Here is a 13,814-nt window from a genome sequence, read left to right on the forward strand (position 1 = left end):
CTTATGAAATTAAATGTAAATCTCCCCCATCATCCCTATGATATTACCATCGAAAAAGGTGCCTTATCTCAGGCTGGAAACTGGCTGAGTCAGCTTTGGCAACCTCAGAAGGTGGTTATCGTCACGGACAATCGAGTGGGCAGACTCTATGCGGAAAAGGTCAAGCTGAGTTTGGCAGCGGCTGGATTTGAGACTTTTGTCTTTGATTTTTTAGAAGGCGAAGCCAGCAAGAATTTAAAGACGGTCAACAAAGTCTATGAGTTTTTGGTCAAGGTTGGTCTGACCCGCAGTGACGGTATTGTGGCCTTGGGTGGCGGCGTTGTTGGTGATTTGGCAGGTTTTGCTGCTTCGACCTATATGCGGGGCATTCATTTCGTGCAGATTCCGACCAGTCTGACAGCTCAAGTGGACTCCTCTATCGGTGGTAAGACAGGTGTCAATACGCCTTGGGCAAAGAATATGGTCGGGACCTTTACCCAGCCTGACGGAGTTCTGATTGACCCAGATGTCTTGCAGACCTTAGGGCAACGTGAATTGATTGAAGGCATGGGCGAGGTAGTCAAGTACGGCTTGATTGAGGATAAGGAACTCTGGGACGAACTGTCAGAAATGGATGGCAGTCCAGAGTCGATTTTGGAGCATGCAGAGAGCATCATCTACCATTCTTGCGATGTCAAGCGTAAGATTGTGGTCGAGGACGAGCTGGATAATGGCGTCCGCCTCTATCTGAATTTCGGTCATACTATTGGGCACGCTATCGAAGCGACAGCAGGCTACGGAAAAGTCATGCACGGTGAAGCTGTGGCGATTGGCATGGTACAAGTTTCCCGCGCCGCTGAAAAGAAAGGCCTCATGCCAGCCGGAATTACAGAAGACATCATCCATATGTGTCAGAAGTTTGGCTTGCCGGTGGATCATGAGCCTTGGGATGAAAATGCTCTCTATCAGGCCTTGACCCACGATAAGAAAGCTCGAGGCAACTCTATCAAGCTAGTACTGGTGCCCGAGCTAGGGTCGGCTAGTATTCACCAGATTCCGCTGGAAGAGATGAAAGAATTTCTGAAGAAATAAGTGCCAGGTGGAGTTTAAGACGATTGGACATTTTAGATGAAAAATAGACAGAATGTCCAGTTTTCCATCCCAGAAATAGGAGAAAATGTATGAGATACTTAACTGCAGGAGAATCCCACGGACCACGTCTGACAGCTATTATTGAGGGAGTGCCGGCTGGTCTTCCTTTGACCGCTGACTATATCAATGCTGAGCTCAAGCGCCGCCAGGGTGGGTACGGCCGCGGTGCCCGCATGAAGATTGAAAGTGACCAAGTTGAGATTACCTCTGGGGTTCGGCATGGCTTGACCATGGGCGGCCCGATTACCCTCAATGTTACAAATCTGGATCATCAGAAGTGGCTGGAGATTATGAGCGCAGCGGATGTGGATGAAAAGAAAAAAGGGCTGCGTAAGATTACCAAACCACGCCCTGGCCATGCGGACTTGGTTGGTGGTATGAAATACCGCTTTGATGATTTGCGAAATTCTCTAGAGCGCTCTTCTGCCCGCGAAACGACCATGCGTGTAGCTGTTGGAGCAGTAGCCAAGCGCTTACTGGAAGAAATCGGTGTAGAGGTTGCCAGTCATATCGTGACCTTTGGCGGTATTGATATCGATGTACCAGACAATCTGACTGTAGCAGAAATCAAGGAAAGAGCCGCCCAGTCTGAGGTTTCCATTGTCAATCCCGAGCGTGAAGAAGAAATCAAGGCCTACATTGATCAAATTAAGAAAGACGGGGATACTATCGGTGGTGTCATTGAGACTGTTGTTGGCGGTGCGCCGGTCGGTCTAGGCTCCTATGTCCAATGGGACAAGAAGCTGGATGCCAAGATTGCTCAAGGAGTCGTGTCCATCAATGCTTTCAAGGGAGTTGAGTTTGGCGTGGGCTTTGAAGCCGGCCGTCTCAAGGGCAGTCAAGTCATGGATGAAATCCTTTGGTCTGAGGAAGATGGCTTCACTCGCCGAACCAATAATCTAGGCGGCTTTGAGGGCGGTATGACCAATGGTCAGCCAATCGTAGTGCGCGGGGTTATGAAGCCCATTCCAACCCTTTACAAGCCACTGATGAGCGTGGATATTGAGACCCACGAGCCTTATAAGGCGACAGTGGAACGGAGCGATCCTACGGCTCTTCCAGCGGCGGGTGTTGTCATGGAAAGCGTGGTGGCAACAGTTTTAGCCACTGAAGTCCTAGAGAAGTTTTCTTCGGACAATTTAGAAGAACTAAAGGATGCAGTAGCCCGCCATCGGGAATTTGTCAAGAACTTTTAGAAGTAAGGAGAAGGGCATGGAGAGAAAAAGAGTCTATATCGCAGGACTGGGACTGATTGGAGCTTCCTTGGCTCTGGGCATCAGGCGAGCTCATCCTGAAATAGAGATTCTTGGCTACAATCGCAGTGAAGAATCGCGCAGAGTTGCATTAGAGCGGGGAATGGTAGATCGGGTAACGGATGATTTTGCGGCCTTTGCTCCATTGGCTGATGTGATTATTCTGGCTGTGCCCATCAAGCAGACCATAGCATTTATCAAGGACTTAGCGGAGCTGAACCTGAAGGAAAATGTTATCATCTCCGATGCTGGATCGACCAAGTTAAGGATTGTGGCTGCAGCAGAAAAGTATCTACAGAATAGACCCGTCCGCTTTGTCGGTGCTCATCCCATGGCCGGAAGTCACAAGACCGGAGCCAAGGCCGCCCATGTCACTCTCTTTGAAAATGCCTATTATATTTTCACCCCCTCTAGCCTGACCAAGCCTGGTACGCTTGAGGAAATGCAGGACTTACTGAGTGGTCTTAATGCCCGTTTTATCCAGGTGGACGCAGCCGAGCATGACCGAGTGACCAGTCAAATCAGTCATTTTCCGCATATCTTAGCCTCCAGCCTTATGGAGCAAGCGGCAGCTTATAGCCAAGAGCATGAGCTGACCCAGTCTTTTGCAGCTGGTGGTTTTCGCGATATGACACGGATTGCAGAGAGTGAGCCAGGTATGTGGACCTCTATCCTCTTGACAAATCCTGAAGCCATTTTGGAGCGGATGGAAGATTTTAAAAACCAGCTAGACAAGGTTGCCGCAGCGATTGAGGCTAAGGACGAGACAGCTATCTGGGAATTTTTCGACCGAGGCCGGCAAAGCCGCAAGCAGATGGAAATTCATAAGCGGGCTGGTGTGGATAGCTTTTATGACCTCTTTATCAACGTTCCTGATGAAGAAGGAGCCATTCTTGGTGTGCTAGAATTACTAAGAGGAACTTCCGTCGTCAATATCCGTATCAACGAGGAAAACCGCGAAGATACCCACGGTATTCTGCAAATTACCTTTAAAAATCGCCAAGACTTGGAAAAATCTGCTAAAATAGTAAGAGAAAATACTGTTTATGAAGTATTTTTGGACTAAAAAGAAATGGAGAATCTTATGACAAATATCTATGATTTAGCCAATGAACTCAGTCGTGGACTTCGCGAAATGCCAGAATACAAAGCCGTAGTAGAAAGCAAGCAGGCTATCAATGCGGACAGTGAAGCCAAAGCTATTTTTGATGACTACCTAGCTTTCCAGAAAGAGCTGCAGCAACTGGCTCAAACAGGTCAAATGCCGACTCCAGATATTCAGGAAAAAATGCAGAGTTTTGGAGATAAAATTCAAGGAAATGATCTTTTGTCAGCTTTCTTTAACAAGCAGCAACAACTCTCTGTCTACTTGTCTGATATTGAACGGATTATTTTTGAACCGATTCAGGAACTATTCTAATAGAAGAAGTTCTAAAATTAGATGAAACCAAGAAGCCGGATTTGGCTTTCTTGGTTTTTCTGTGCTTTAGAAAGGCTATTAAGACTGAAAATGAGTATTTTTAATGCAAGAAAGAGGTAGAAACTAAGGTACTCTCTATAAAATCAGATTATAGCAACAATTAAAATATATTGGCTGACTTTCTATTTACTATTGCCTCTAGGGCTGATATAATAATCAAAAAAACGCTTACACTCTGATTTTTGAAAGGAACTGGTATGACTTTAGAAACAAGAAAGATTGCTATTCAAGATACATATGGCGACCGATTTCAACATTGCTGGGGCTGTGGCCCTAAGAATGAACTAGGTCTGCATTTAAAGACTTATCCTAGCTTGGATGGGAAGGAATGTGTCACTAGAATACGACCAGAATCTCACTACACTGGTGGTGTGCCAGCCAATCTCTTTGGTGGCATGATTGCTATGATTTTTGATTGCCATGGAACGGCTTCAGCGGCTTGGTTTGCCCATCAAGAGAAAGGCTTAGACTTGACCGAAGATACAGTTATTGGACGCTTTATCACAGCTCGCTTAGAAGTTGATTACCAGAGCCCGACGCCTATTGACCAAGAAATCATCGTCACTTCGCATCTTGAGGAGTTGGGAGCAAGGAAAGCTATAATCGTCATGGAGATGTCAGTTGCAGGACAGCAAAGAGCCAAGGCTAGAATGATAGCAGTTGCAGTGAAAGATCATATGTAGTCAAATTCCCTTGATGCATTGTATCAAGGAAATTTTAGTATGTTTGAGTAATCTTATCTTGATTTTTGCAATGGGAGCATTATTTTGGTATAATAGTTTATTGTCTTGGGGTCGTTACGGATTCGACAGGCATTATGAGGCATATTTTGCGACTCATCTAGCGGATGTAAAACGCCAGTTAAATATAACTGCAAAAAATAACAATTCTTACGCTTTAGCTGCTTAAAAACCAGCCAGCGTGACCTGATTCGGATTGCTTGTGTCTGATGACAGGTCTTATTATGAGCAAGCTACGGTAAAATCAAGTCTAGGGATTTTACAAGAGATTGATAGACTCGCTTAGCTTGGGCTTGAGCCATGTGTCAAAGCTAAGTTAAATGAAGACATGGCCTATGGTCGTAGACAAATGTGTTGGCAGGTGTTTGGACGTGGGTTCGACTCCCACCGGCTCCATTTTTGGTTTCTAAACCTTTCTGAAACGTTGATTTATCAGCGTTTTTTATTTTGTACTTTCTAAACCTTCCCGAACCTTTTCGAAAAAGGGATACAACAAGAGGCTGGGACAAAAGTCCTAGCCTCTCAATTGTCTTTGGATTGTCGAGCAAGACGCAGTGGTTGAGTGGGCTCTACTAGGCTGATTTCATCAGCTTTTACAGCCCTACTCAACTGTGCGGAGGTGGGACGACGAAATCGAATTCTAACGAATTACCGATTTCTGTCCCACTCTCTAAAAATCAATATAATTAGCGAAGCGTTCTCTCATATCCTTCTTTGAAAATCGAATAGAGCGCATGAAACAGATGTCCTTTATAATGGTCTTCAACCTATCAAAATAGAGCAAAAGATATGTCACTCTGTTTTCTCAAAAATTAAAGGATTTGATAATCTTCTAAAATATGATATACTAGTAAAGTTGAAGGAGTTTTTCGGATTTTTAGAAAGAGTTAGGAAGAGGGCTAGAAAACAAAAGTGTATTGATTTTAAAGCTTTCCTGACTTCTCCACTAAACTCCATAGGGATATGTAAATGAGGTTTTTGATGATATGAGTTTTTTTGGAAAAATCTTAGGGACAAGTCAAGACAGTCATCTACCCATTGAGGAGATTTCTGCTGATTTAGAGAATCTTCCGAATGAATGGGGCTCTTTTTCGACTCTGATTGACGGGCGAATGGCTAGTATACGTCTAAATTTAGCGTTGGATTCTGTCGCTCCCTATCCATCTTATACTTATGCACTACGTTTGAAAATCGCTATTTTGAATGTTGATCCAGAAACAGGTTTTCCAGATTATGATGAATTTTCTAATCTGAACCTTATCGAAGATCGTCTTTCAGAAGCGATGAAGCGCATTGCGGCTATCTATGTCGGAGTGGTTATCACAGATGGTCATATTGAGTTTTATTATTATTTGAAAAATAGAGAAAAACATATGCCTGTCATTGCTCAGGTGATGGAGCAATTTTCTAAGTATCAGTATAGTTCAGCTACCTTAGTGGATCCTGACTGGAAACAATACTTTGACTTCTTGTATCCAAATGAGTATGAGTATCAATCTATTTTAAACCAACGCATCTGGTATCGCTTAGAAAAAGACGGGGATGACCACAGTCAACTAAGGGAAATCACTCATAAGTTTAGTTTTGAGACTTACGAAGATCGTGTTTCATTTATGGGGGATGTCTCTGCTCTCGATTATGATGTTTCTTCTAAAAAGAAAAAAGAAGGCGATCCTCGACCTTATAAACTGAAAATAGCGCGATTTGATACTACCGAGCTCCCTAGCATCAACCAACATGTTTGGGAATTAATAGAAATTTCGAAAAAATATAACGGAAAGTATAGCGGCTGGAGCTGCAATGTGGTATAATGGATAAAGCTTTGAGAAAGCGGGTCTTTCTCTTTTATGGAAGATTACTCAAGAGGCTTAAGAGGCTGTGTTGGAAACGCAGTAGGCGTGTAAAAGCGTGCGTGGGTTCGAATCCCATGTCTTCCGTTGTATTTCAAGAAGCGCCTAAAGGCGTTTTTTTGATAGCAGGACGAAGAACGACAATCACTTTGTTTAATGCTAGACTCCGAGAATATAGAAGTAAGGATAGTATGCAAGCAATCAGATGGATTCGTTTCCATCTTTTTTATTTGATAAAAACCTTGAAATTTTTCTGAAAAGGAGTAAACTGTACATAGAAAGTTTCGGAGGTTCTGCATGAAGTTATATGTCCAGTTGATGATTATTTTCTCGATTTCCATCATTGGAGAGGGGATATCAAGTGTCTTCCATCTTCCCATTCCAGGTAGTATTATCGGCTTAATCTTGCTATTTCTTGCTTTGCAGTTTAAGTTATTGAGACTCCGACATGTCAGTATGGTCGGCAACTTTCTGTTAGCCAATATGACCATTCTTTTTCTACCTCCGGCTGTAGGGATTATGGATAAGTTTCATGTGATTGCCCCTTATCTGCTGCCAATTATTCTGATTATCCTCGGCGCTATTGTCTTAAATATGGTCGTCATTGCCCTTGTCGTACAGTTCATCAAGCAGCATTTTGAAGGCGATTATGAGGAAGGAGGGGTGGATCATGTCTAATCTATGGAGTAACCCGTTATTTGGGCTTGCCTTGTCCATTTTTGCCTACCTCATTGGGATGCTGATTTTCCGCAGATTTCCTCATCCTTTGACAACGCCTCTCCTTTTAGCAGCGATTTTGGTTATTGCTTTCTTGAAATTAACAGGTATTTCTTATAAGGACTACTATGTCGGTGGGGCTTATTTGAATAATTTAATCGTTCCGTCAACGGTTGCTTTGGGGATTCCGCTGTACAAAACCTTTCACCTGATGAAGCACCACGCTCGCAGTATTCTGCTAGGAACCTTTGTGGCTGTAGTGGTCAATACGACTTTCACGGCTCTGCTCGCGAAATTCTTCGGGATGGACTTCTTTTTAGCGATTTCCCTATTTCCAAAATCTGTCACAACAGCGATGGCAGTGGGTATTACTGATAAAATGCAGGGCTTGACAACCGTCACTCTGGTTGTTGTTGTGGCGACAGGTATTTTGACAAGTGTCATGGGACCAACTATTCTGAAACTGCTAAAAATTAAGGATCCAGTAGCAGTTGGTCTAGCTTTAGGTGGCACGGGGCATGCAGTTGGTACCGGAACGGCTTTCAAATATGGACATGTTGCTGGAGCTATGGCAGGTCTTGCAATCGGCGTGACAGGAATCATGTATGTGATCGTCAGTCCAATCGTCGCAGCTATTATCTTAAAATAAAAAAACATGAAGCAGTATTTCTGGGAAATCTTGCTTCATGTTTTTATTTTATCTTAGTTGATAGCTGCTAGGAGGGCATCTGCTTGGGCAGACAGCTCAACGAGTTTGTCTTCTGCAATAGTCAGTTGACCAGTTCCCCAAGCTTCTGGATTGATACCGACACCAGTAAATTGGTCTACTACATTCATACGAATGAATGGAAAGAGGCTACGGTAGTGCTTGAAGACCTCGTCAGGTGAAGTGCCGTTAGCAACAGACGAGACAGTCACCACTTTGGCGTTGAGGGCAGAAGGACCGCTTGGATCTGACAAATCAAGCGCGCGTGAAGTCCAGTCGAGCAAGTTTTTCACAACGCCTGGGATAGCCCAGTTGTAGACAGGTGAGAAGATCCAGATAGCATCGGCTGCAAGGATTTCTTCACGAACCTTAGCAACAGCAGCTGGAGCTGGACTTTCGAGGTCTTGGTTAAAAAATGGAACATCCTTGTAATCAAGATAAGATACCTCAGCTTTACCAGCTAGAGCTTTTTCTGCTTGAGCTGCCAACTGATGATTGAATGAACCTTGACGAAGTGAGCCAACAATAAATAGTACTTTAGACATAAATGTGTCCTCCATTTTATCTTTATTTTAAGAGGTCTCCCTCTTGTTACTGTCTATGTTACAACAATTATCACTAATTAGCAATAATTTAGCTCAGCTTTTTGAAAGTTTTTAAAATCCGCACCAAATCTTCTTTGTCGTTTTGGGAGAGGAGGTCAGTCATGTGGCGGATATTGGCCATGTGCTCTGGTAGGACAGCCTCGATTTTTTTCTGGCCTTGATCAGTTAGTTGAATGCGAAAGGAACGGCGGTCATTGGGATCACAGCTACGACTAATCCAGCCATCTCTTTCCATATTTTTGATAACGACCGTCATATTTCCCGAAGTAGCCAGCATGCTGTCAATCAAATCTTGAATCCGCAACTCTCCTTTGCTATATAAGGTTTCTAAAACGGAAAATTGGGTTGGCGTCAAATTGTGCTTTTTAAAAATTTGAGCTTCGAGATTACGAATGGTGCGCTCCGCCTTATGGAGCACGATAATTGTCTTGAGGTCCAGTAGAGTATCCTTGTCTAGGTTTTCAGTTATTTTCATAGCAACATTTTATCAATAAGTAGTAATAAATGCAAATGTGATAAAAGTCCTAGAAAAATCAGGCTATTTGTAGTATAATGATTCAGTGAAACATAAAATTAAAGAAAAGGCTGAATTTCCTATAAGGCACTATGCAATCGGGCTTTTCCTCGTCCTCACGGCGCTTGTTTTTTCATTTTTTACGATCTTGCACCTTGCTATCGAGCCTTGGCAGTCAGCCAAGGAGGGCTCTCAAAAAATCGCTAAGGAATATGCAGGTTTGGAAAGTCTGACGAGCTTTTCGATTTACAATGGCAAAGAGTCCTACTATAGCTTGATTGGGACAAATAGTAAAAAGAGGAAGAAGCTGTTCTGATTTCCAAAAATTCCAATAAAATCCATGTCTATCACTTGCAAGATGGGATGAGTCAGGCAGAGGCCGAGCAAGTAGCCAAGGAAAAAGGAGCGACCTCTATTGATAAGACCACTTTGGTTACTTAGACGGTCAGCCTGTTTGGGAAATTAAGTCTGGAAGCACTTATTACAATATCGGATTTGAAAGCAAGACATTGCTCAGCAAGGAGGGGCTATGAAATTATCCAATCGTGTTTTAAATATGGAAGAAAGTGTGACTCTGGCGGCGGCAGCCAGAGCGAAAGCTTTGAAGGCTGAAGGCAGGGATATCCTTTCTTTGACCTTGGGAGAGCCAGATTTTCCGACGCCTAAGAATATTCAGCAAGCAGCGATGGCAGCGATTGAGGATGGCAGAGCCAGTTTTTATACGGTAACAAGTGGCCTGCCTGAGCTGAAAACAGCGGTTGTAGACTATTTTGCCAAGTATTACGGCTATGAGATTCAGCCAAATCAAGTAACAGTAGCAACGGGTGCTAAGTTCACTCTATACACCTTCTTTATGAGCGTGATTGATCCAGGAGATGAAGTCATCATTCCGACGCCTTATTGGGTCAGCTATGCCGATCAGATCTTGATGGCTGAAGGAAAGCCTGTTTTTGCTCAAGCGACAGAAGAAAACAACTTTAAGGTGACAGTTGCCCAGCTGGAAGACGTCCGCACTGAGAAGACCAAGGTCTTGGTTCTGAACTCGCCGTCTAATCCGACTGGTATGATTTATACAGCGGAAGAGCTTCTGGCTATTGGAAACTGGGCTGTTGAGCATGATATCCTGATCTTAGCTGACGATATTTATGGTCGTTTAGTTTACAATGGTAATAAGTTTACGCCGATTTCCAGTCTGTCAGAGGAAATTCGCAAGCAAACGGTCGTCATCAATGGGGTTTCTAAGAGCTACTCTATGACGGGCTGGCGGATTGGCTATGCTGTAGGTGAGCCTGAGATTATCTCAGCCATGAGCAAGGTTGCAGGGCAAACGACTTCTAATCCAACAGCGGTGGCGCAATATGCAGCCATTGAGGCCTTGACGGGTAGTCAGGATACGGTCGAAAATATGAGATTGGCCTTTGAAGAACGCCTGAATACTATTTATCCTTTGCTGGCTCAAGTGCCTGGCTTTGAAGTCGTTAAACCTCAGGGAGCCTTCTACCTCTTTCCAAATGTTAAAAAAGCGATGGAAATGAAAGGTTATACAGATGTTACAGCCTTTACCACAGCGATTTTAGAAGAAGTAGGAGTTGCTTTGGTGACAGGGGATGGATTTGGTGCGCCAGAAAATGTCCGCCTCAGCTATGCGACGGATATGGATACCCTAAAAGAAGCGGTTCAACGTCTCAAGGATTTCATGGAGAAGTAAGAATGATTGATCATTTTGAGATTAAAGTAAAGGATTTGCAAATTTCAAAAGACTTTTATACAAGCTTTCTTGCTCCTCTTGGCTACGAATTGGATTTTAGAACTGACTCTCTACTCAGTTTTGTTGCCCCCAACAGTCCTCATCCTGGTGGAGATTTTTGGTTAGGAAAGGGAGAGCAGGCTCCTATTCACTTTGCTTTTTTTGCAGAAAACCATGAGCAAGTTCAGGATTGCTATGAAGCCGGTTTAAAGGCAGGAGGAAGAAACAATGGCGCCCCTGATTATAGGAGTGACCATCTTCCTTATTATGCAGCTTTTATTCTAGATCCAGATGGAAATAATGTCGAAGTAGTCTGCCACAAAGAATAAAAATAGAAAAGAGAAAAAACGTGTCGAAGAAAAATGTAACAATTATTGATGTAAAAAATCATGTTGGTGAAGAAGTAACGATTGGTGCTTGGGTAGCCAACAAATCAGGAAAAGGGAAAATTGCTTTCTTGCAGTTGCGTGATGGTTCTGCCTTTTTCCAAGGCGTAGCTTTCAAGCCTAACTTTATTGAGAAATTTGGCGAAGAAGTAGGACTTGAAAAGTTTGATACTATCAAACGCTTGAGCCAAGAAACGTCTGTTTATGTGACAGGGATTGTCAAGGAAGACGAGCGCTCAAAATTTGGCTACGAGCTGGACATTACAGATATCGAAATCATCGGTGAATCGAATGACTATCCAATCACGCCGAAAGAACACGGAACTGACTTCCTCATGGACAACCGTCACTTGTGGCTGCGTTCTCGCAAGCAAGTGGCTATGATGCAAATCCGCAATGCCATTATCTACGCTACCTATGAATTTTTTGACAAGAATGGCTTTATGAAGTTTGACAGCCCAATCTTGTCAGGAAATGCGGCAGAGGATTCGACTGAGCTCTTTGAAACAGACTACTTTGGAACTCCAGCTTACTTGAGCCAATCTGGTCAGCTCTACCTTGAAGCGGGGGCTATGGCTCTGGGACGTGTCTTTGACTTTGGTCCAGTATTCCGTGCAGAAAAATCAAAAACTCGCCGTCATTTGACAGAGTTCTGGATGATGGATGCGGAGTATAATTTTGTTACTCACGATGAGTCACTCGACTTGCAGGAAGCTTATGTCAAAGCCTTGATTCAAGGTGTATTGGACCGTGCTCCTCAAGCTTTGGAAACATTGGAACGTGATGTAGAACTCTTGAAACGCTACGTTGCTGAGCCGTTCAAGCGCGTTACCTACGATGAAGCGATTGACCTCTTGCAAGCCCATGAAAATGATGAGGATGCAGACTACGAGCATCTTGAGCATGGCGATGACTTTGGTTCACCGCATGAAACATGGATTTCAAACCACTTTGGTGTACCAACATTTGTTGTGAACTACCCAGCAGCTATCAAGGCTTTCTATATGAAACCAGTTCCTGGAAATCCAGATCGCGTCCTCTGTGCAGACTTGCTTGCTCCAGAAGGCTACGGTGAAATCATCGGTGGTTCTATGCGTGAGGAAGACTACGATGCTCTTGTTGCTAAAATGAATGATCTTGGTATGGATACGACAGAATATGAATTCTACCTTGATCTTCGTAAGTATGGATCTGTTCCACACGGTGGCTTCGGTATCGGTATCGAGCGTATGGTAACCTTTGTAGCAGGAACTAAACATATCCGTGAAGCCATTCCATTCCCTCGTATGCTGCACCGTATTAAACCATAAAACGAATCAAACGCCCAGGGGGCGTTTTTTCAACAACGAACTATGAAATAATCCAAAATATAGAATTTTAGAGAAAGAAGAGGTGGAGGTCATGTAAACAGCGGATTAACAAGTGACAAAGAATATAAATTAGAGAACACTTGTTAAAGGAGAAAATATGTTTAAAAGAAGTTATCGGAAAAATATCGGCCTGATGGCCGGAGTAGAATTCTTTGCCTTTCTAGGCATTACTAGTTTTTGGATTTTATTTCTAAGTCAAAATGGCATGTCCCTCTGGCAGATTGGGCTTTTGGAAAGTATTTTTCATGCCACTAGTGTCATTTGTGAAATTCCGTCTGGGATGTTGGCGGATCGCTTTTCCTACAAGACCAATCTGTATCTGAGTAGGATAGCTGGGATTGTGTCTTCGATTCTTATGTTGGCGGGGCAGGGGAACTTTTGGGTCTATGCACTAGCTATGATGATCAGTGCTTGGTCCTATAATTTTGATTCGGGTACAAGCGCAGCTATGGTTTATGATTCTTCTGTAGAGGCTGGACTCAAGGAACGTTACTTATCCATTTCCAGCTTCATGTCTGGAGTGGCTGAAGCGACCAGGTCTTTGGGAACGGTCTGGGCTGGATTTTTTGTCCATGGACAATTGCATCTGACCTACTATATCATGATTGGGACCTCTATCATCGTTCTTTTCTTGACTTGGATGCTGAAGGAGCCAAGTGTCAAAGCGGAGAAATCCGAGCGCCTGACTATGAAAAAGATTATCTGGGCTGTCAAAGAGGAGTTGCAGAGAAATCCAAGCCTTTTTATCTGGATGATTCTTTCCCAAATCATCGGAACCCTCATGTGTATGTTTTATTTTTACTACCAAAATCAATTGCCTGACTTAAAATCTTGGCAAATTTCGGTGGTCATGCTAATTGGCAGTGCTTTGAATATCTTGGCAGTCTATCTGGCCAGCAAGGTTGGAAAGAAGTATTCAGCCTTGAGACTCTTTCCCTTATTGGTCCTTCTGACTGGAGTGACTTACCTGCTGTCCTATTTTGGCACGCCAATCATTTATATCTTGGTTTATCTAATCAGCAACGCCTTGTACGCTCTTTTCCAACCGATTTTTGACAATGATTTACAGAAGCAGCTGCCAAGTGAGGTACGGGCGACCATGCTTAGTGTCTATTCTATGATGTTCAGCCTGAGTATGATTGTCATCTTCCCTCTGACAGGCTGGCTGATTGATTACTTTGGATTTGATTGGACTTTTATAGTTTTGGGTGGTTTCTTACTAGCTGTAACACCATTTTTGCATATAGGACTAAGGAAAATAAGCCAGAACTTACAAGAAGTCTAATATCAATATTCTCTTTCTGCTGGTCAGAAG

General features: G+C 43.4%; 14 protein-coding genes, 1 tRNA gene, 1 other RNA gene and 1 pseudogene. 15 read left to right on the forward strand and 2 right to left on the reverse strand.

Annotated elements, in window-relative coordinates; genetic code table 11:
- Positions 1-3 precede the first annotated feature (3 nt).
- The 10 genes from aroB to I872_RS02155 all read left to right on the forward strand — a co-directional run bounded on the left by aroB (position 4) and on the right by I872_RS02155 (position 7,820).
- Positions 4-1,071, forward strand: a complete 1,068-nt coding sequence (gene aroB, locus I872_RS02115; protein ID WP_015604512.1) for a 3-dehydroquinate synthase — start codon at positions 4-6, stop codon at positions 1,069-1,071.
- 89 nt (positions 1,072-1,160) lie between these two features.
- Positions 1,161-2,327 carry a chorismate synthase gene (gene aroC / locus I872_RS02120; protein WP_015604513.1) on the forward strand — a complete coding sequence of 389 codons (1,167 nt, stop codon included), beginning with the start codon at positions 1,161-1,163 and terminating at the stop codon, positions 2,325-2,327.
- A gap of 16 nt (positions 2,328-2,343) precedes the next feature.
- Positions 2,344-3,450: a prephenate dehydrogenase gene (locus I872_RS02125; protein WP_015604514.1), complete on the forward strand. Its 1,107-nt coding sequence runs from the start codon at positions 2,344-2,346 to the stop codon at positions 3,448-3,450.
- 18 nt (positions 3,451-3,468) lie between these two features.
- Positions 3,469-3,804: a YlbF/YmcA family competence regulator gene (locus tag I872_RS02130; protein WP_015604515.1), complete on the forward strand. Its 336-nt coding sequence runs from the start codon at positions 3,469-3,471 to the stop codon at positions 3,802-3,804.
- Positions 3,805-4,061: 257 nt separating this feature from the next.
- A complete protein-coding gene (locus I872_RS02135) occupies positions 4,062-4,547 on the forward strand; it encodes a thioesterase family protein (protein WP_015604516.1) in 486 nt (161 codons plus the stop codon).
- A 107-nt stretch (positions 4,548-4,654) separates the two neighbouring features.
- Positions 4,655-5,003: a transfer-messenger RNA gene (gene ssrA, locus I872_RS10765) on the forward strand.
- A gap of 587 nt (positions 5,004-5,590) precedes the next feature.
- Positions 5,591-6,415, forward strand: a complete 825-nt coding sequence (locus I872_RS02140; protein ID WP_015604517.1) for a DUF695 domain-containing protein — start codon at positions 5,591-5,593, stop codon at positions 6,413-6,415.
- Positions 6,416-6,453: 38 nt separating this feature from the next.
- A tRNA-Ser gene (locus I872_RS02145) sits at positions 6,454-6,541 on the forward strand.
- Positions 6,542-6,751: 210 nt separating this feature from the next.
- A complete protein-coding gene (locus I872_RS02150) occupies positions 6,752-7,132 on the forward strand; it encodes a CidA/LrgA family protein (protein ID WP_015604518.1) in 381 nt (126 codons plus the stop codon).
- The gene (locus I872_RS02155) at positions 7,125-7,820 is read left to right on the forward strand and encodes an LrgB family protein (protein ID WP_015604519.1); all 696 of its coding nucleotides are present in this window, start codon (positions 7,125-7,127) and stop codon (positions 7,818-7,820) included. The genes I872_RS02150 and I872_RS02155 overlap by 8 nt, the downstream gene beginning before the upstream one ends.
- Positions 7,821-7,873: 53 nt before the next feature.
- On the opposite strand, the gene I872_RS02160 is transcribed toward I872_RS02155, so the two are convergent.
- Together I872_RS02160 and I872_RS02165 are read right to left on the reverse strand one after the other, a co-directional pair.
- On the reverse strand, positions 7,874-8,422 hold the full coding sequence (locus tag I872_RS02160) for an NADPH-dependent FMN reductase (RefSeq protein WP_015604520.1): 549 nt from the start codon (positions 8,420-8,422) through the stop codon (positions 7,874-7,876).
- Between the two features lie 88 nt (positions 8,423-8,510).
- Complete coding sequence (locus tag I872_RS02165) at positions 8,511-8,957, reverse strand: MarR family winged helix-turn-helix transcriptional regulator (protein ID WP_015604521.1); 447 nt, start codon at positions 8,955-8,957, stop codon at positions 8,511-8,513.
- A gap of 85 nt (positions 8,958-9,042) precedes the next feature.
- Here I872_RS02165 and I872_RS12410 point away from each other — a divergent pair.
- The 5 genes and pseudogenes from I872_RS12410 to I872_RS02190 all read left to right on the forward strand — a co-directional run bounded on the left by I872_RS12410 (position 9,043) and on the right by I872_RS02190 (position 13,784).
- Positions 9,043-9,529: pseudogene (locus I872_RS12410) on the forward strand (cell wall elongation regulator TseB-like domain-containing protein).
- On the forward strand, positions 9,526-10,704 hold the full coding sequence (locus I872_RS02175; protein WP_015604523.1) for a pyridoxal phosphate-dependent aminotransferase: 1,179 nt from the start codon (positions 9,526-9,528) through the stop codon (positions 10,702-10,704). Before I872_RS12410 ends, I872_RS02175 begins: the two are co-directional and overlap by 4 nt.
- Positions 10,705-10,706: 2 nt before the next feature.
- Positions 10,707-11,072, forward strand: coding sequence for a VOC family protein (locus tag I872_RS02180; protein WP_015604524.1), 366 nt, complete (start codon positions 10,707-10,709; stop codon positions 11,070-11,072).
- Between the two features lie 20 nt (positions 11,073-11,092).
- Positions 11,093-12,439: an asparagine--tRNA ligase gene (gene asnS, locus I872_RS02185; RefSeq protein ID WP_015604525.1), complete on the forward strand. Its 1,347-nt coding sequence runs from the start codon at positions 11,093-11,095 to the stop codon at positions 12,437-12,439.
- 157 nt (positions 12,440-12,596) lie between these two features.
- Positions 12,597-13,784, forward strand: coding sequence for an MFS transporter (locus I872_RS02190; protein WP_015604526.1), 1,188 nt, complete (start codon positions 12,597-12,599; stop codon positions 13,782-13,784).
- Positions 13,785-13,814: the final 30 nt, after the last annotated feature.

This window comes from Streptococcus cristatus AS 1.3089, assembly GCF_000385925.1.
GTDB lineage: Bacteria > Bacillota > Bacilli > Lactobacillales > Streptococcaceae > Streptococcus > Streptococcus cristatus_B.